The organism is Agrococcus sp. AC640b (genome assembly GCF_979255995.1).
In genome coordinates this window covers 1-17,361 of record NZ_CEEDMM010000017.1, presented here as the reverse complement: position 1 = coordinate 17,361, position 17,361 = coordinate 1, and the positions used below count along the sequence as shown (strand labels likewise).

Genomic DNA, 17,361 nt, shown 5'->3' with positions numbered 1-17,361 from the left:
GGTCTCCTCATGACGAGACCCCGCGCACTGCGCGGGGCCTCGTGGTCCTGGTCGGTCGGTGAGGCGCGTGGCCTACTGGAACTGGCCGATCTGCAGGAAGTTGAGGATGCCGCCGACGTCGATGAGCGGTCCGTCGATGAGCGGCCCGTTGATGAGGGCTGCGTTCGTGGGCGCGGCGGCCGTCGGCGTCGCGACGGCGGAGGGCGCGCTCCACGAGGAGGCGGATGCCACGGAGGAGGTGCCGTCGGATGCCATGGCCGCCGGTCCGCCGATGGCGAGGCCCGTGACGGTGAGTGCGGCTGCCGCGACGGCGCCGCTCATGGCTCGCGTGGTCTTCTTCATGGGATTCCCTCCAGAGCGTCTCGTGCCCGGCTGGGCACACAGCGTCGTTCGGGACGAACCGGGTCGCGGGTTGGATCCCAGACCGGCCTCGGGCGTGGCGAACGCTGAGCCAGGCTCAGGAGTCGACGTGCTCCCGCGGACGCTCGACGCGCGTCGCCTGCATCTGCTCCGCCATGTGCTCGAGCACGCGCACGACCTGCGACGAGTAGCCGTACTCGTTGTCGTACCAGACGTACACGACGAGGTGCCTGCCGGTCGCGATCGTCGCGAGCCCGTCGACGATGCCCGCACGGTTGTTGCCGACGAAGTCGGTCGAGACGACCTCGGGCGAGTCGACGAAGTCGATCTGCGTGCGCAGCCGCCCCTTGAGCGACGCCCGTCGCAGCAGCTCGTTCACCTGATCGCGCTCGACCGCCTCGTCGAGCGTGAGGTTGAGGATCGCCATCGACACGTCGGGCGTGGGCACGCGGATCGCGTTGCCCGTGAGCCGCCCCTCGAGCTCGGGCAGCGCCTTCGCGACGGCCTTCGCCGCCCCCGTCTCGGTCAGCACCATGTTGAGCGCCGCCGAGCGACCTCGACGGTCGCCCTTGTGGAAGTTGTCGATGAGGTTCTGGTCGTTCGTGTACGAGTGCACCGTCTCGACGTGGCCGTGCTCGATGCCGTACGCGTCGTGCAGCACCTTCAGCACGGGCGTGATCGCGTTCGTCGTGCACGAGGCGGCCGTGACGATGCGGTCGTCCTCGGCGATCATCGACTGGTTGATGCCGAACACGACGTTCTTCAGCGGGCTCCTGCCGGGCGCCGTCAGCAGCACGCGGGCGACGCCGCGCGCCTGCAGGTGCTGCGACAGTCCCGCCTCGTCGCGCCAACGGCCCGTGTTGTCGACGACGATCGCGTCGCGGATGCCGTGCGCGGCGTAGTCGACCGTCGCGGGATCGTCCGAGTGGATCACCTGGATGAGCGTGCCGTTCGCGAGGATCGTGCCCGCCTCGGCATCCACCTGGATCGTGCCGTCGAACGGCCCGTGCACCGAGTCGCGGCGCAGCAGGTTCGCGCGCTTCTCGAGGTCGTTCGCGCCGCCGGAGCGCACGACGATCGCACGCAGGCGCAGGCCGAGGCCGTTGCCCGCGTGGCCGACGAGGATGCGGGCGAGCAGGCGGCCGATGCGACCGAAGCCGTAGAGCACGACGTCGGTCGGCTCCTGGTGCTCCCACGACTGCAGCGACCCGATCGCGTCGCGCACGTACGCCTCGAGGTCGGCGGGGTCTGCGGGAGCACCGTCGAGCAGGCGGCCGAGGTCGAGCGAGACGCCCTGCAGGCGCTGCTCGTCGGCGACCTGCAGCGCCAGCAGCGAGTGGGCGACGTCGAGCTCGGACTCGCTGACGCGACGCGCCCATCGGTGGGCGCGCAGCACGTCGATCGCGGAGCGGTTGATGATCTTGCGACCGTGCACGTGCGGGATGACGTTCCGCTCGCGGTACAGCCTGCCGATGAGGGGGATGGCCGACTCGGCCATCGCGACGCGCTCCAACCAGGCGTCCTGGGATCGCTGCACTGCGTCCGTCACTCGCTCTTCGCTCCTTCGGCCACGCGCGTCGTGCGCGTCGGCGCTGCTCGTGCGGCGGATCTCGCCACCTCCCCATCCTTTCGCGCTCGCGCAGGATGGGCGCAGAATCCGCGCGTCGACGGCGCGCAGGCTTGCCGAGACGATAAGAACCCCGGTTCTTCACCGGGGTCCTCGTCGATGCTGCAGCGCGTCAGCGCGTCAGGAGACGTACGCCTTGCCGAGGCGCCAGTAGCCCGTGAACGTCACGCTGCCCTTGTCGACGCCGCGGTGCTTCACGAGGTGACGGCGCGCGCCGGTCGCGAGCGACTGCTCTCCCGCCGCGTACGCGTAGCCGACGTTCGCAGGCAGATCGAGGTCGGCGAGCGCGCGCAGGCCAGCCTGGCCCTCCCGCTCGGAGCCGCGGTGGATCCAGTGCACGTCGACACCGTCGGGCTGGCCGAGGTCCTGCACGTCGTCGAGGTGGCCGACCTCGATCACGGCGATGCCGCGCGTGGCGCGGTCGATCGAGCCGCACACGCCGGCGATCGCGGGGATGACGGACTCGTCGCCGACCATGAGCACGTCGCCCTCGACGCCGTCGTCGTTGTAGAGCAGGCCCTCGTCGAGCAGCGCGGCGCGCTCGCCGACCTGCGCATCGATCGACCACTGCGCACCGGGGCCCGGGTCCTCGTGCACGACGAAGTCGATGTCGAGCTCCTGCACGTCGCGACGGAACGAGCGGATCGTGTAGTTGCGGATGTGCGGACGCTGCGCCTCCTTCATGAGGAGGTACTGCGGGAACCACTGCTTCGGGCTCGTGGGCACCTGCAGCGCATCCTGGCCGGGGCGCCGCATGAAGAAGCGGAACCACTGGTCGTAGCCCTGCGGCGTCATGTTCGCGACGTCCTCGCCGCCGAGCGTCACGCGACGCAGGTGCGGGGAGATCTGCTCGTTGCCGAGCACCTCGAGCTCGATGAAGCGAGGTGCGACGGCGGCGACGCGGGCGGGTCCGGCCATGCGGGGGCTCCTTGACATGCGGGGAGGGGGTAAGGCAACCCTCACCTTAGCCGACGGGCCGCTGCCGCGTCGACCCTCGACGCGCGACGCCGACATCCCCCACGGAATACGATGGAGGCGCGCAACGCTGCACAGCCCGTCTCCCGCACCCGTCAGGACTCCGCCATGCAGCACCTCACCCCCACCCGTCGCGTCCTCGCGCTCGTCGCCCTCGCCCTCGGCGGGTTCGGGATCGGCACGACCGAGTTCGCCTCCATGGGGCTGCTGCCGCTCATCGGCGACGACCTCGTCGCCGGGTTCGCCGCGAACCCCGAGCGCGGCATCCAGACCGCCGGGTGGCTCATCTCGGCCTACGCGCTCGGCGTCGTCGTCGGCGCCCCCGCGATCGCGGTGCTCGCCGCGCGCATGTCGCAGACGCGTCTGGTCTTCATCCTCGTCGCCGCCTTCACGGTCGCGAACCTCTCGAGCGCCCTCATGCCGACGTTCGAGCTCACGATGCTGTCGCGCTTCGTCTCCGGCCTGCCGCACGGCGCCTACTTCGGCGTCGCCTCGCTGCTCGCCGCCCGCATCATGGGCCCTGGCAGGCAGGGCGCCGGCGTCGCCCTGGCCCTGTCGGGCCTCACGATCGCGAACGTCATCGGCGTGCCGCTGGGCACGTGGCTCGGCCAGGTGGCCGGCTGGCGCTGGTCGTACGTCGCCATCGCAGGCGTCTTCGCCCTCACGCTCGTGCTCGCGCTGCGCACGCTCCCCCAGGTGGAGGGCAACCCCGACCGCGACCCGCTGCGCGAGCTCTCGGCGCTGCGCAGCGGCCGCCTCTGGCTCATGCTCGCGGTCGGCGCCGTCGGCTTCGGCGGGTTCTTCGCCATCTACTCGTACATCGCCGAGACCGTGACGCGCGTCGCGAGCCTTCCGACGGGCGCGGTGCCGTGGGTGCTCGCGACGCTCGGCATCGGCATGACGATCGGCAACGTCATCGGCGGCGTCGCGGGCGACAAGGCGCTCGTGCCCACGATGCTCGGCGGCTTCGTCACGGTCATCCCGGTCATGGGCCTCTACTCGGTGCTCGGCGGCGAGCCGGTGTGGCTGTTCGTGCTCGCGTTCCTGCTCGGTCTCACGACGTCGACGCTCGTGCCGTCGATCCAGACGCGCATCATCCACATCGCAGGCGACGCGCAGCTGCTGGGCGCGGCGATGAACCACGCGGCGTTCAACGTCGGCAACAGCCTCGGCGCGGCCGTCGGCGGCGCCGTCATCGGCGCAGGGCTCGGCTACCTCGCTCCCGGCTGGGTGGGCGTGCTGCTCGCGACGGCCGGCATGGGGCTCGCGGTCGTGAGCGTGCTGCTCGACCGGCGCAGCGCATCGATCCGCAGGCTCGAGACGCACGAGCAGCGCGCCGTCGTCGAGCACGCGTGACGCGTCGAGGGCGCGCTGCGTAGGCTCGTGGGCATGCAGGGCACCGCGACCGACGTCGACCTCGAGGTCGACGACGACGTCCTGGCTGCGACGGACGGCGACTGGGTCACGATCGTGTGGGACGACCCCGTCAACCTCATGACGTACGTCACCTACGTGTTCCGCTCGTACTTCGGCTTCGACGAGCAGAAGGCGGAGCGCCTCATGCTGCAGGTGCACACGAAGGGTCGCGCCATCGTGTCGGCTGGCGGCCGCGAGCAGCAGGAGCTGCACGTGTCGGCCATGCACGGCTACGGCCTGCTCGCCACGCTCGAGCGGGTGGAGCCGTGAAGCCGTGGGCGCGCGAGGGCGACACCCTCGTGCTCGAGCTCACCGCCGACGAGGCGACGATGCTCACGCGGCTCGTGTCGCAGGTGCGGCAGGTCTTCGTCGCGGTGCGCGACGGCGAGGCCGACATCGCAGACCCCGTCGTGACGCGCCTGTTCCCCGACGCCTACGACGACGAGGCGAACGCGAAGGAGTTCCGCAGGCTCACCTCCGACGACCAGGCTGCGCTGCGGCTCGATCGGCAGCGGGCGATGGCGCGCGACCTCGCCGCGCACGCGACGGTCGCAGACGAGCGCGTGCGCGTCTCGGTGCCGGAGGCGTCGGTGGATGCGTGGCTCGCAGGCATCGGCGACATCCGGCTCGTGCTGCACACGCGCGTGCAGCAGGGCCCCGAGAACCATCTCGACCTCTCGCCAGAGGATCTCGCGCAGTTCCAGGCGGTCGTCGACTGGCTCGGCTTCGCGCAGGGCAGCCTCGTGGAGGCGGCGACGAGCGAGGGCTGAGACGCCTCAGCCCGTGCCGGGGCGGTCTCGCACGAGTCGCGGCAGCAGGCGCACGAGCGCGACGAGCAGCACGAGCTCGACGACGGTCTGCGTGACCACGGCTGGGGCGGCGAGGGCGAGCGACGGCGGCAGGGCGAGCGCGACGGGCAGCACGACGAGCGAGTTGCGCGTGAGGCCGCTCAGCACGACGGCGCGCGCATCCGCGGGCTCGAGCCGAGCGATGCGCGCGACGGCGATGCCGGCGGCGACCATGACCGCGGCGAAGCCGACGTAGACGGGCAGCAGCGCTGCGAGGTCGGCGGCGGAGGCGAGGATGCGCTGCGCCTGCGACGCTGTGACGACGACGAGCACGACGGCAGTGGCCGGCACGACCGCGACGGTCGCCGTCGACGCCGCGCGATCGACGGCGGGCGCGCGACGCCCGACGATGCGGACGAGGGCCGCGATCGCCAGCGGCAGCAGCACGAGCACGCCGAACGCCGTCGCGAGCCTGCCGACGTCGAGGGCAGCGACGACCTCCTCCCCTGCGGTGATGCCGAGCAGCGGCGGCAGCAGCAGCACCTGGGCGAGCATGAGCACGGGCGTCGCGGCGAGCAGGCTCGCGTGCGCACCACGCGCGAGCGCCGTGAACACGACGACGTAGTCGACGCAGGGGGCGAGCAGCACGAGCAGCGCACCCGTGACCAGCCCGGCATCGTGGCTCACGAGTCGGGTGAGCGCGAACGCGACGAGCGGCGCGACGACGAACGAGGTCGCCAGCAGTGCGAGCAGCAGCCGCCAGTGCCGGAGCCCGCGGGCGAGCGCTCCGAACGGCACCGCGAGGAACGTGACGAGCAGCATGCCCGCGATCGCAGGGTCGATGACGGGCTCGAGGGCGTGCGCGCCGCTCCACGACGCACCGATGCCGAGCCCGAGCGCGATGGCCCCGAGCAGGATCGGCGCCTGACGCCGCTCGAGGCGCGCGGCGAGGGATGCGGGCACGCGTCGAGGCTAGCCCGCGCGAGGTGATGCACAGCGAGACGGCGCGTGCCCATGGCGCGCGGCGGCCCGCTCGGCATCACCTCGCGCTCGTGCGCGCGGGCCGAGCGCGTCGAGGCGAGCCGCGCCGATGCCGCGCCCGTCGGCGGGTCGTGGGACGATCGAAGGATGAAGATCCTGTCGATCCAGTCGTCGGTCGCATACGGTCACGTCGGCAACTCCGCCGCGGTGTTCCCGCTGCAACGACTCGGGCACGAGGTGTGGCCCGTCTCGACGGTCGTGTTCTCGAACCACACCGGCTACGGCTCGTGGCGCGGGCCGCTGCTGCCCGCGAGCGACGTCGCCGACGTCATCCTCGGCGTCGAGGAGCGCGGCGGCCTCGCGCAGGTCGACGCCGTGCTCTCCGGCTACCTGGGCGGCGAGGAGATCGTCGACGTCGTCGTCGACGCCGTGCGACGCACCAAGGCGCTCAACCCGGCGGCGACGTACACGTGCGACCCCGTGATGGGCAACGCGCGCTCCGGCTGCTTCGTCGCACCCGCCATCCCGGCGCTCATCCGCGAGCGCGTCGTGCCGGTCGCCGACATCATCGCGCCCAACCAGTTCGAGCTCGGCTTCCTCACCGGCACCGAGCCCGCCTCCCTCGAGGAGACGCTCGAGTCCGTCGACCGCGCACGCGACATGGGGCCGCGCACGGTGCTCGTCACGAGCGTCGAGCGCCCCGACCGTCCGGAGGGCACCATCGAGATGCTCGCCGTCGACGACGAGGGTGCGTGGATCGTGCAGACGCCGTTCCTGCCGTTCAAGGCCAACGGCTCCGGCGACGTCACCGCCGCCCTCTTCACGGCCCACTACCGCACGTCGGGTCTCGCGTGGGATGCGCTCGAGGCGACGGTGTCGAGCGTGTTCGACCTGCTGCAGACGACCCTCGACTCCGGCGAGCGCGAGCTCAAGCTGGTCGAGGCCCAGGAGGCGTACGCGCACCCCCGCCGCCAGTTCGCGGTGCGCCAGGTCCGATGACCTCCGCCGACGAGCGCGGCGCCGACCGGTCCGCAGCGGACGCCACCGAGGTCGTGCGCCGAGCGTACGCGACGCGCGGCGATGCGTGGGATGCGGCCATGGCGATGGTCGAGGGCTGGCTCGACGCTCGCGCCGACGACCTCCTCGCCGACGCCGACCGCATGCGGCTGTACGTGCTGCCGGGCCGCATCAAGGACGAGGCGCGCACGATCGACCGGCTCACGCGTGCCGCGACCGAGCTCGCCATCGCCGAGGTGACCGTCGAGCAGGTCGAGGAGCTCGTGCGCGACGTCGTCGGTGTGAAGGTGCTGTGCAAGTCGACGCGCGACCAGGCGTTGCTCGCCGCCGACGTCGCCACGACCGTCACCCCCGGCATCCACCTCGTCGAGATGCGCGACTACGTCGCCGAGCCGAAGCCGTCCGGCTACCGGGCGGTGCATGCGCTCGTCGACGTCGAGGTGCCGCTGCCGGACGGCGCGACCGTCGTCGCCGTCGAGGTGCAGATCAAGACGCGCGTGCAGGATGCGTGGGGCGAGCTGACGCACGAGGACCTCTACAAGCCGGGCGGCGGCCTGCGGCCGAGCGACTTCCACCGGTCGGTGGGTCGGACGATGGCGAACCTGCTCGCGGAGGTCGACCGCCTCGCAGACGACCTCGCAGGCGAGTTCGACGTCGCGACGACCGAGCCCGCCGACGGTCGGCCTCGTGCGGAGTCGGGTCGCATCCCCATCCGCGAGGTCACGGTGCGCTCCACGGGGCCGCGCTACGCGCTCGCCGTCGACGACGAGGGCCGACAGGGTCTCATCCCCGCCTTCGCCGTGCGCGCGCTCGCCCCCACCGACGGGCACGTCGACGTCGATGCGTACGTGCCGGAGGGCTCGACGCTCACGGCGCGCGTCTTCGAGGACGAGCGCGGCCTGTACTACCTGCCGGTCGCGCTGCCGGACGCCGACGAGCAGGAGGCCTCCTCGCCATCTGCATGACGCTCGTTGTGCGCGGCGCCGTCGCCTCCGCTCCCCGCAGCGCTGGTGCCTACGCCGGCGGCGTCGCGTGCAGCCCGGGCCCGCCGTCGACGTCGTGCCCGTAGAAGTACTTCACGCCCGGACGCCACGGCAGCTTCGAGAGCGTGACGGCATAGGCGACGATCGCCCGTACGTCGGCCTCCGTGGGCACCACGTTCGCCCGCGTGGGGTTCGGGATCCCTGACCAGGTCGCGAGCCGCTGGAGCGCGGCGTCCGCCACGAACGGGGTCCCGGCGTCGGAGGCCTGCATCGCCATCGCCGTCACGCGCTTCGCGGTGCTGGCAGGAGCGAAGGCCTGGCCGTCGATCGCGTAGGGAGCATCGATGCGATGCGCGACGTCCATCGCCTGCGCCCCGTACTCCTCGATCGTCGCGTCTTCGTCGTACTCGTCGTAGACGATGCCGGTCAGGGCCATGACGCTGTCGGTTGCCCGCACCCGCATCTCCTCGTAGTGCTCGAGCGACTGCGCGAGACCCAGGTAGAAGGGCACGGCGTCGCGGGCGAGGAGCACGGCGCCCGAGCCTGCGAACGTCGCGAGCGGACGGCCCTCGAGGGCCGAGGCGTAGTGCACGAGTCGATCGTCGAGCGCGAGCGATGCCGATGCGGTCGACAGCAGCAGATGCTGCGCGTCCAGGTGCAGCTCCTCGTCGGGGATGCCCTCCACCAGCAGCTCGAGCAGGGTGTCGCGCGACGAGAGGTCACCGTGCTTGGCGAGCTCGATCGCCGCCTCGACCCGGGCCTCGACGTCCGTCGACGCCGCCCAGGCCGCGTGCGCGGTCTCCCGGTCGCCACGTGCCGCGCCGTACGACGTCGGTCCGAACCTGCTCGTCACGAGACTCCCCCTCGATCGCCACCAGCGTGCCAACACACGCTATCGAATGCGGGCGTCATCGGATGCCGTTGCCCCGTTGCCAGAAGTGGATGAGCGACTGCAGTGCGGTCGCGGCCGAGTGATCGGGATTCCACCCAGGCACGAGCGGAGCACCGGGCGACGGGCTGTGATGCGGGTAGCGACGATCGACCATCGTCTCGCCCGTGTAGGTGATGGGTCCCTGCGGTGCGCCGCCGTCTGCGAGCGGCAGCACGTGGTGGCCCCGCGGGATCGAGCTCGAGCCGTCGTACGTCTCTCGAGCGGCGGCGATCTCCTGGGCGGTCGGCACCGAGTAGCCGTCGGGGTGCGCCACCCAGTCGGGAGCGACGTCGTGCGCCGCCAGCACGAAGGCGTCGTAGCCGCCGTCGCGGCTGCCGTCGCCGACGCCGTCGGTCGCGAGCACCGGGTTCGGCGTGCGGTTCGCGCCGCCGTCGCCGCCGTTGCGGCGATCCCAGTCCCGCCAGCGCTGCACGAAGCCCTGCATCTCCGCGACCTGATCGTCGGAGCGCTTCCTGTGGCTGCGCCCCACCTCCCGCATGATGCGGAAGAAGTCCTCGCGCAGCTGCTCGCCCGCCTCGTCGAGCCTGCGTGACCCACCCATCGTCGTCTCCCTCAGGCCGTCGTGATCTGCAGCGCCATGAACCGGTTCGCGTACTCCTCGGCGAGTCGCTCCTGCTCCTCGCCGTTCGCCTGCAGGTCGCCGGAGGCACGCTCGAGCGCCTCGAGATCCGAGTGCATCTCCTCGGCCGCGCCGACGACGCCGGACACGAGCGGCGACTCGAGCATCGCCGACAGCAGCGGCTCGACCACCTGCAGGATCGGCTCGATCACGAGCGACAGGATCTGGCCCACGGCCTCGTCGACCATGATGTCCGTGAGGATGTCGAGCGCCTTCTTGCGCGCGGCGATGATGAGCACCTGCGCACCGGCGCCGACGCCGAGCGTGACGACCGCCGAGGCGATCGCGGCGGCGATCTGCGCGGCGGTGATGACGAGCTCGGCGATGACCTTCAGCTTGAGCGCCAGCACGGCGTCGGCGAACAGGTCGACACCGACGGCCGTGGGCCCGAGCGCCTCGCTCAGCTGGCGCATGGTGCCGGAGCGATTCTCGTCCCACGCGTCGAGGTACGCGCGCGACGCCTGCGACGAGTCGCCTGCGAACGCCTCCTGGATGCGCTGATCGGCACGATCGATCGACGCATCCATGTCGTCCTGGAAGTCGCGAACGAGCGCCGCGGCCTTGTGGATCTCGTCCTCGTCGAGCCTCGGCCACTCGAAGCCGAGCAGGTCGAGGACCCAGGCGACCTCGCCGGGGATGTTCAGGCCCATGATCGCCTCCTCTCGTCGGAGTCGACGCTAGGAGCGATCGCGCCGGCGCGCGATGGGCAGAACTGCCCGGTCGCGCGTCAGCGGCGGTCGCGGCGCTCGCGCCGCTCGCGCACGCGCACGTTGACCTGGATGGGGCTGCCCTCGAAGCCGAACTCCTCGCGCAGCCGGCGCGTGATGAAGCGCCGGTACTGCGGGTCGAGGAAGCCGGTCGTGAACAGCACGAACGTCGGCGGACGCGTCGCCGCCTGCGTCGCGAACAGGATGCGGGGCTGCTTGCCGCTGCGCACGGGGTGCGGGTTCGCGGCGGAGAGGTCGGAGAGGAACGCGTTCAGCTTGCCGGTGGGGATGCGGGTGTCCCACGAGTCCAGCGCGAGCTCGAGCGCGGGCACGAGCTTCTCGAGGTGCCTGCCGGTGCGGGCGGAGATGTTGACGCGCGGCGCCCACGCCACGTGGTGCAGGTCCTGCTCGATCTCGCGCTCGAGGTACTTGCGACGCTCGTCCTCCAGCTGATCCCACTTGTTGAACGCGAGCACGAGCGCCCGGCCCGACTCGAGCACGAGGTCGACGATGCGCACGTCCTGCTCCGACAGCACGTCGGTGACGTCGAGCAGCACGACGGCGACCTCCGCCTTCTCGAGCGCCGCCTGCGTGCGCAGCGTCGCGTAGAAGTCGGCACCCTGCTGCAGGTGCACGCGCCTGCGGATGCCTGCGGTGTCGACGAAGCGCCACACGCGGCCGCCGAGCTCGATCTGCTCGTCGACGGGGTCGCGGGTCGTGCCGGCCATCTCGTTGACGACGACGCGCTCCTCCCCCGCCGCCTTGTTGAGCAGGCTCGACTTGCCGACGTTGGGGCGGCCGAGCAGGGCGACGCGTCGGGGCCCACCGAGCTCGACCTTCGCGACGGCCGACTCGTCGGGCAGCACCTTCATGGCTGCGTCGAGCAGGTCGGCGACGCCGCGGCTGTGCAGCGCGGACACCGGGTAGGGCTCGCCGAGGCCGAGGCTCCACAGGCTCGACGCCTCGAGGTCGCGGCGGGCGTCGTCCGACTTGTTGGCGACGAGCATGACGGGCTTGTCGGACGAGCGCAGCATGCGCACGACGTGCTCGTCGGTCGAGGTCGCGCCGACGGTGACGTCGACGACGAAGAGCACGGCGTCGGCGAGGTCGACGGCGATCTCCGCCTGCTGCGCCACGGAGCGGTCGATGCCGCGCGCGTCGGGCTCCCAGCCGCCGGTGTCGACGACCGTGAACGCACGCCCCTCCCACTCGGCGCGGTACGTGACGCGGTCGCGCGTCACGCCCGGGGTGTCCTCGACGACGGCCTCGCGGCGGCCGAGGATGCGGTTCACGAGCGCCGACTTGCCCACGTTCGGGCGGCCGACGATCGCGAGCACCGGCAGCGCGGGCAGCGTGATGACGTCGTGCTCGTCGATCTCGGCGCTCAGCAGCGCTGCGTCGTCGTCGTCGAGGTCGTACTCGGCGAGGCCTGCGCGCAGGGCCGCGACGCGCTGCTCGTCGAGCTGCGGGTCGTCGGGATCGGTCGGGTAGGCCTCGACCACCTCGACGTCGTCGGGCTCGTCGGTGTGGTCCTGGGGCTGGTCGGTGGTCATGCACGCTCCTGCGTTCGAACGAGCTCGACGACCGCCTGCACGGTCTCGTCGAAGTCGAGGTGGGTGGAGTCGACCAGGGTGACGCCCGGTGCTGGCGTCATGAAGTCGACCACCTGGTTGTCGGATCGGTCGCGAGCGCTGAGACGCTCGGCGACGCCTGCCGCATCGCCCACGTCGCCGATGCGGCGCCGGATGCGCACGTCCTCGTCGGCGGTGAGCAGGATGCGCACGTCGGCGTCGGGGGCGACGACGGTCGTGATGTCGCGGCCCTCGACGACGATGCCGGGGCTCGCGTCGGCGATGAGGGCGCGGAAGCGCACGTTGACGGCCTCGCGCACGGCGGGCACGCGGGCGACGCCGGAGACGGCGCCGGAGATGCGCTCGGTGCGGATCGCGTCGGTCACGTCGACGCCGCCGACCGAGAATCGCTGCGCGGGGCCTGAGACGTCGACGGCGTAGTCGAACTCGCCGAGCAGCCCGAGCACGTCGGCCTCGACGTACGGGTCGAGCCCTCGCTCGAGCACGAGCCATGCGAGCGAGCGGTACGCGGCGCCCGTGTCGAGCAGGTGGAAGCCCAGCCGCTCGGCGGCGACGCGCGCGACCGACGACTTGCCGGAGCCCGCCGGCCCATCGATGGCGACCGTCGTCACGAGACCACCGCCCATCCGCGCGCGTCGAGCGCCTCGAGCAGGCGCTGCTCGGTCTCGGGTGCGATGAGGATCTCGGCGACGCCGAACTGCGCCCCCTCGGCGTGCTCGAGTCGCACGTCCTCCATGTTCACGTTCGCGTCTCCGATGTCGGTCATGAGGCGTGCGATCTGGCCGGGCCGGTCGTCGACGCGCACGGCGATGCGCGTGAAGCGCGACCGTTGGCCGTGCTTGCCCGGCAGGCGGTCGACGCCGGCGCGGCCGTCGGCGAGCACGTCGGCGATCGTGCGCCTGGCCCCCTCGCGGTCGACGTCGTCGAGCGCCTCGACGAGTCGATCGAGGTCGTCGCGCAGCGCACGCAGCTGCTCGGCGACCGCGGGGGCGTTGGCGGAGAGGATCTGCACCCACAGGCTCGGGTCGCTCGCTGCGACGCGCGTGACGTCGCGCACGCCCTGGCCTGCCAGGCGCAGCGCCTCGTCGGCGGCGTGCTGCAGCCGAGCGGCCATGAGGGTGGACACGAGCTGCGGCACGTGGCTGACGGTCGCGACCGAGCGGTCGTGCGCGTCGGGATCCATCTCGATGGGGATGGCGCCCAGGTCGAGGATGAGGTCGTCGACGACGCTGCCGCGCGCGTACGAGATGCCGTCGTGGTCGGCGATGACCCACGGTCGGCCGACGAAGAGGTCGGCACGGCCCGCGAGCGCGCCGGAGCGCTCTCGTCCCGCCATGGGATGCGTGCCGAGGTAGCGGGTCACGTCGGCGCCCGCGGCGCGCAGCTCGGCGAGGATGGGCGCCTTCACGCTCGCGACGTCGATGACGATCGCGTCGCGGTGCGCGTCGAGCTCGCGTGCGACGACGTCGGCGGTGACGTCGGGCGGCACCGCCACGACGACGAGCGCAGGCGCGTCGTCGAGCCCGGCGGGCCTGCCTGCACCGTAGTCGGCGGCGAGGCGCACGGCGGTGGGGCTCACGTCGGCGAGGCTCACGTCGACGCCGAGTCTCGTCAGACCCATGCCGATGGAGGATCCGAGGAGCCCGGTGCCGACGATGCGCACGGGTCCGCGGAGTCGATGGGTCACCGGTCAATGGTAGGCGACCGGCGCGGGCGCGCCCGCATCCGCGCCGCAGGGTCGCTCAGCGCGCGAGCCTCAGGATCGCGCCGCGCTCGTCCTTCGTGAGCTCGCGCGTCGCGCCGGAGGCGAGGGTGCCGAGGTTCAGGGGGCCGAAGCGGCGGCGCACGAGCTCGACGACCGGGTGTCCGACATGCTCGAGCATGCGACGCACGATGCGGTTCCGTCCCGAGTGCAGCGTGATCTCGAGCATCGACGCCTGCCTGCCGGGGGTGCCGAGGATGCGGGCGCGATCTGCCTTGATGAAGCCGTCGTCGAGCTCGAAGCCGTTGCGCAACGTGCGCACGACGCGCGCGTCGACGCGGCCCGCGACCTTCGCGACGTACGTCTTCTCGACGCCGAACGACGGATGCGCGAGCACGTTCGCCAGCTCGCCGTCGTTCGTCAGCAGCAGCAGCCCCGACGTGTCGAAGTCGAGTCGGCCGACGTTGTAGACGCGCTCGTCGAACGCTGCCGTGTAGATGGTGAGGTCGGGGCGGCCGCGGTCGTCGGACATCGACGACACGACGCCCGTGGGCTTGTTCAGCATCACGTACCGCTTCGACACGTCGAGCTGCACGGGCGTGCCGTCGACCGTGACGCGCGCCTCGGGCGTGATGCGCCTGCCCAGCTCGGTGACGACCTCGCCGTCGACCTCGATGCGGCCGTCGACGATCATGTCCTCGACGACGCGGCGCGAGGCGACGCCCGCTGCGGCGAGCACCTTCTGCAGCCGCTCCCCCTCCGCCGCGGCGTCGCCGCCCGCGTGGGTGGCGTCGTGCTGGTCGTGGTCGTCTCTCACGCGTCGTCCTCGTCGTGGTCGGGCAGCAGCGGCGAGATCGGAGGCAGCTCCTCGATCGAGCCGAGGCCCATCTGCTGCAGCAGCAGGTCGGTGGTCTCGTAGTGGATGGCGCCGGTCTCGGGGTCGGTGAAGGCCTCGGTGACGAGGCCGCGACCCAGCAGGGTCCGCACGACCGAGTCGACGTTCACGGCACGGATCGCCGCGATCGCACCGCGGGTGATGGGCTGCTTGTAGGCGATGACGGAGAGGGTCTCGAGTGCCGCCTGCGACAGCCGCGTCGGCGTCTGGGTGAGCACGAACCCCTCGACGTCGGCGTCGTAGACGCTGCGCACGTACATGCGCCACCCGCCGCCGACCTCGCGCAGCTCGAAGCCGCGCTCCGGGCCGTCGCCCTCGCCGTCGTAGTCGGCGCGCAGCGCCTCGACGGCGTCGCGCACGGCGGCGACGGGGGCTGCGAGCGCGCTCGCGAGGTGCACGACGCCCTGCGGCTCGTCGGCGACGAGCAGGATCGCCTCGAGTCGGCGCTGCAGCGGCAGGTGCGAGCGGTCAGGCGCCGCGTCCGCGTCCGGGTGCGCGGCGTCGTCGGTCGTCGCGTCGGAGGCGACGGATGCGTCAGTGGTCATAGTCGGCTCCCAGGGTGCTCAGCTGGTCGTCGCGGAAGTCGTGGCCGGTCCACGTGATCGACAGCTCGCCGAGCGGCTCGATCTGCTCGAAGGCGAGCGCCCCTCGACGGTACAGCTCGAGCACGGCGAGGAATCGCGCCACGACGACGCCACGGCTGTCTGCACCTGCGACGAGCTCGCGGAACGTGCGCGTGCCCGCACCGCGCAGGGTCGCGACGACGTGCGCGGCCTGCTCGCGGATCGACACGAGCGGAGCGTGCAGATGGTCGAGGCCCACCGTGGGCACCTCGCGCGGCGTCATCGCCAGCAGCGCGAGCGCCGCGAAGTCGTCGGCCGACAGCGTCCACCGCAGCTCGGGCGTGCGCGTGCGGAACCGCTCCTCGAGCCGCACGGAGCGCGCGTGCCTCGTCGACTCGGCGGTGAGGCGCTCGTCGAACCACGCCGCCGCGCCCTTGAACGCGCGGTACTGCAGGAGCCTGGCGAACAGCAGGTCGCGGGCCTCCAGCAACGCGACGTCCTCCGCGTCGACCACCTCGCCGGCGGGCAGCAGGCTCGCGACCTTGAGGTCGAGCAGCGTCGCGGCGACGACGATGAACTCGCTGGCCTCGTCGAGCAGCCCCTCGCCCTCGAGGGTCGAGAGGTACGCGATGAACGCGTTCGTGACCTCGCCGAGCGCGATCTCGGTGACGTCGAGCCTGCGGTTGCCGATGAGGGTCAGCAGCAGGTCGAACGGGCCGTCGAAGTGCGCCTGATGGATGCGGAAGCCGCCTGCGACCTCCTCGACGGGCGCCGCGTCCGGATCGACCGGCGCGGTCTGCTCGGCCACGTGCCGAGCCTCAGGCGACGGCGCCGCGCGCGATGAGCTCGCGGGCGACCTGCCGGTACGCCTCCGACGCGGCGTGCTCGGGCGCGTACTGCGTGATGGGCGTGCCAGCCACCGAGGCGTCCGGGAACTTCACGGTGCGGCGGATCACCGTCTCGAGCACCGACGGGCCGAACGCCTCCACGACGCGCTGCAGCACCTCGCGGGAGTGCAGCGTGCGCGAGTCGTACATGGTGGCGAGGATGCCGTCGAGCCGCAGCGCGGGGTTGAGGCGGTCCTGCACCTTGTCGATGGTCTCCTTCAGCAGCGCGACGCCGCGCAGCGCGAAGTACTCGCACTCGAGCGGCACGAGCACGCCGTGCGCAGCGGTGAGGGCGTTGACGGTGAGGAGGCCGAGCGACGGCTGGCAGTCGACGAGGATCACGTCGTACTCGTCGGAGACCTGGCGCAGCACGCGTGCGAGGATCTGCTCGCGAGCGACCTCGCTCACGAGATGCACCTCGGCAGCCGACAGGTCGATGTTCGCGGGGACGACGTCGAGGCCGGGCACGCTCGAGTGCTGGATCGCCTCGTGCGTGTCGCGCTTCGACGACAGCAGCAGGTCGTAGATCGTCGTCGCGTCGTGGTTGTCGATGCCGAGGCCGGCCGACAGCGCACCCTGCGGGTCGAAGTCGACGGCGAGCACCTTGCGGCCGTACTCGGCGAGCGACGCTCCGAGGTTGATGGTCGTCGTCGTCTTGCCGACGCCGCCCTTCTGGTTGCACATCGCGATGATGCGCGCGGGCCCGTGGCTCGCGAGCGGCTCCGGCGTCGCGAAGCCGCGCAGCGGCCGCCCCGTCGGCCCCATCACGGGTGCGTCGAGGCCCGGCAGTGCTGCCGTCTGCTTCGTCCCACCGCTCATGTGGTCGAGTCTAGGTCCGCCCCTCCCCCGCTCCCCGCAGCGCGGCCAGGCGTGTATCTCAACCTCTGGTCGAGGGTTGGGCTCGCGTCGACGGCCTCGCCGCAAGGGGTGGATGCATGCGCGTGCCAGCGGGCATCGTCGACGACGTGGACCATGACGACGAGCTCGAGCGCACGATGCTGCGCCTCGTCGACGAGCGCGCGCCCGATCGCACGATCTGCCCGAGCGACGTCGCCCGCGCCGTCGGCGACGCCGACACGTGGCGCGACCTCATGGATGCCACGCGTGCCGTCGCCGCACGCCTCGCCGACGCGGGCGAGGTGGAGGTCACGCAGCGCGGCGCCGTCGTCGACGTGCGCACCGCGCGCGGCCCGGTGCGCATCCGCCGCCCGCGCTGACCTGCGCGGGCCGCCTCCCGCCGTCGGGTGTTGCGTTTCGCAGGCGATCAGGGGTGGCAGAGGGGAATCTTCCCTCCGCC

Annotated in this window: 20 protein-coding genes; 6 read left to right on the top strand and 14 right to left on the bottom strand. The window is 72.1% G+C overall.

Annotation, left to right across the window (positions count from 1 at the left end):
- Positions 1-72: 72 nt before the first annotated feature.
- The 3 genes from ACZ6H8_RS07905 to ACZ6H8_RS07895 form a co-directional block, all read right to left on the bottom strand.
- Positions 73-342: a hypothetical protein gene (locus tag ACZ6H8_RS07905; protein WP_464146148.1), complete on the bottom strand. Its 270-nt coding sequence runs from the start codon at positions 340-342 to the stop codon at positions 73-75.
- A 115-nt stretch (positions 343-457) separates the two neighbouring features.
- A complete protein-coding gene (locus tag ACZ6H8_RS07900) occupies positions 458-1,909 on the bottom strand; it encodes a glyceraldehyde-3-phosphate dehydrogenase (RefSeq protein WP_464146146.1) in 1,452 nt (483 codons plus the stop codon).
- Between the two features lie 198 nt (positions 1,910-2,107).
- Entirely contained in the window at positions 2,108-2,905 is a 798-nt protein-coding gene (locus ACZ6H8_RS07895; protein WP_464146144.1) for a siderophore-interacting protein, read from the bottom strand.
- Between the two features lie 165 nt (positions 2,906-3,070).
- Between ACZ6H8_RS07895 and ACZ6H8_RS07890 the strand changes: the two genes are divergently transcribed.
- From ACZ6H8_RS07890 to ACZ6H8_RS07880, 3 genes are read left to right on the top strand one after another with little or no spacing between them, the layout of a single operon-like run.
- Entirely contained in the window at positions 3,071-4,318 is a 1,248-nt protein-coding gene (locus ACZ6H8_RS07890; RefSeq protein ID WP_464146142.1) for an MFS transporter, read from the top strand.
- Between the two features lie 33 nt (positions 4,319-4,351).
- Entirely contained in the window at positions 4,352-4,648 is a 297-nt protein-coding gene (clpS, locus tag ACZ6H8_RS07885) for an ATP-dependent Clp protease adapter ClpS (RefSeq protein WP_464146140.1), read from the top strand.
- A complete protein-coding gene (locus ACZ6H8_RS07880) occupies positions 4,645-5,148 on the top strand; it encodes a DUF2017 family protein (RefSeq protein ID WP_464146139.1) in 504 nt (167 codons plus the stop codon). The genes clpS and ACZ6H8_RS07880 overlap by 4 nt, the downstream gene beginning before the upstream one ends.
- A 6-nt stretch (positions 5,149-5,154) precedes the next feature.
- On the opposite strand, the gene ACZ6H8_RS07875 is transcribed toward ACZ6H8_RS07880, so the two are convergent.
- The gene (locus ACZ6H8_RS07875) at positions 5,155-6,129 is read right to left on the bottom strand and encodes an arsenic resistance protein (protein ID WP_464146137.1); all 975 of its coding nucleotides are present in this window, start codon (positions 6,127-6,129) and stop codon (positions 5,155-5,157) included.
- 165 nt (positions 6,130-6,294) lie between these two features.
- Here ACZ6H8_RS07875 and pdxY point away from each other — a divergent pair, with 165 nt between their 5' ends.
- Both pdxY and ACZ6H8_RS07865 read left to right on the top strand, forming a co-directional pair.
- Positions 6,295-7,146 carry a pyridoxal kinase PdxY gene (gene pdxY / locus ACZ6H8_RS07870; RefSeq protein WP_464146136.1) on the top strand — a complete coding sequence of 284 codons (852 nt, stop codon included), beginning with the start codon at positions 6,295-6,297 and terminating at the stop codon, positions 7,144-7,146.
- On the top strand, positions 7,143-8,129 hold the full coding sequence (locus tag ACZ6H8_RS07865; RefSeq protein ID WP_464146134.1) for a GTP pyrophosphokinase: 987 nt from the start codon (positions 7,143-7,145) through the stop codon (positions 8,127-8,129). Before pdxY ends, ACZ6H8_RS07865 begins: the two co-directional genes overlap by 4 nt.
- A 49-nt stretch (positions 8,130-8,178) precedes the next feature.
- Here the strand turns inward: ACZ6H8_RS07865 and imm47 are convergent, their stop codons facing one another.
- From imm47 to ACZ6H8_RS07815, 10 genes are all read right to left on the bottom strand, one after another.
- Positions 8,179-9,000 carry an Imm47 family immunity protein gene (imm47, locus tag ACZ6H8_RS07860; protein WP_464146132.1) on the bottom strand — a complete coding sequence of 274 codons (822 nt, stop codon included), beginning with the start codon at positions 8,998-9,000 and terminating at the stop codon, positions 8,179-8,181.
- 55 nt (positions 9,001-9,055) lie between these two features.
- Positions 9,056-9,640, bottom strand: a complete 585-nt coding sequence (locus ACZ6H8_RS07855) for a hypothetical protein (protein WP_464146130.1) — start codon at positions 9,638-9,640, stop codon at positions 9,056-9,058.
- 11 nt (positions 9,641-9,651) lie between these two features.
- The gene (locus tag ACZ6H8_RS07850) at positions 9,652-10,368 is read right to left on the bottom strand and encodes a WXG100-like domain-containing protein (RefSeq protein WP_464146128.1); all 717 of its coding nucleotides are present in this window, start codon (positions 10,366-10,368) and stop codon (positions 9,652-9,654) included.
- Positions 10,369-10,445: 77 nt separating this feature from the next.
- Entirely contained in the window at positions 10,446-11,978 is a 1,533-nt protein-coding gene (gene der, locus ACZ6H8_RS07845) for a ribosome biogenesis GTPase Der (protein WP_464146126.1), read from the bottom strand.
- Positions 11,975-12,643, bottom strand: coding sequence for a (d)CMP kinase (gene cmk, locus ACZ6H8_RS07840; RefSeq protein WP_464146124.1), 669 nt, complete (start codon positions 12,641-12,643; stop codon positions 11,975-11,977). Before cmk ends, der begins: the two co-directional genes overlap by 4 nt.
- On the bottom strand, positions 12,625-13,704 hold the full coding sequence (locus ACZ6H8_RS07835; protein ID WP_464146122.1) for a prephenate dehydrogenase: 1,080 nt from the start codon (positions 13,702-13,704) through the stop codon (positions 12,625-12,627). The genes cmk and ACZ6H8_RS07835 overlap by 19 nt, the downstream gene beginning before the upstream one ends.
- Positions 13,705-13,759: 55 nt before the next feature.
- The gene (locus ACZ6H8_RS07830) at positions 13,760-14,536 is read right to left on the bottom strand and encodes a pseudouridine synthase (protein WP_464146120.1); all 777 of its coding nucleotides are present in this window, start codon (positions 14,534-14,536) and stop codon (positions 13,760-13,762) included.
- Complete coding sequence (gene scpB / locus ACZ6H8_RS07825; RefSeq protein ID WP_464146118.1) at positions 14,533-15,159, bottom strand: SMC-Scp complex subunit ScpB; 627 nt, start codon at positions 15,157-15,159, stop codon at positions 14,533-14,535. Before scpB ends, ACZ6H8_RS07830 begins: the two co-directional genes overlap by 4 nt.
- Positions 15,149-15,985, bottom strand: a complete 837-nt coding sequence (locus ACZ6H8_RS07820; protein ID WP_464146116.1) for a segregation and condensation protein A — start codon at positions 15,983-15,985, stop codon at positions 15,149-15,151. Before ACZ6H8_RS07820 ends, scpB begins: the two co-directional genes overlap by 11 nt.
- Positions 15,986-15,995: 10 nt before the next feature.
- Positions 15,996-16,883, bottom strand: coding sequence for a ParA family protein (locus ACZ6H8_RS07815; RefSeq protein WP_464146114.1), 888 nt, complete (start codon positions 16,881-16,883; stop codon positions 15,996-15,998).
- 116 nt (positions 16,884-16,999) lie between these two features.
- On the opposite strand from ACZ6H8_RS07815, the gene ACZ6H8_RS07810 reads away from it, so the two are divergent.
- The gene (locus ACZ6H8_RS07810) at positions 17,000-17,281 is read left to right on the top strand and encodes a DUF3253 domain-containing protein (RefSeq protein ID WP_464146110.1); all 282 of its coding nucleotides are present in this window, start codon (positions 17,000-17,002) and stop codon (positions 17,279-17,281) included.
- Positions 17,282-17,361 lie beyond the last annotated feature (80 nt).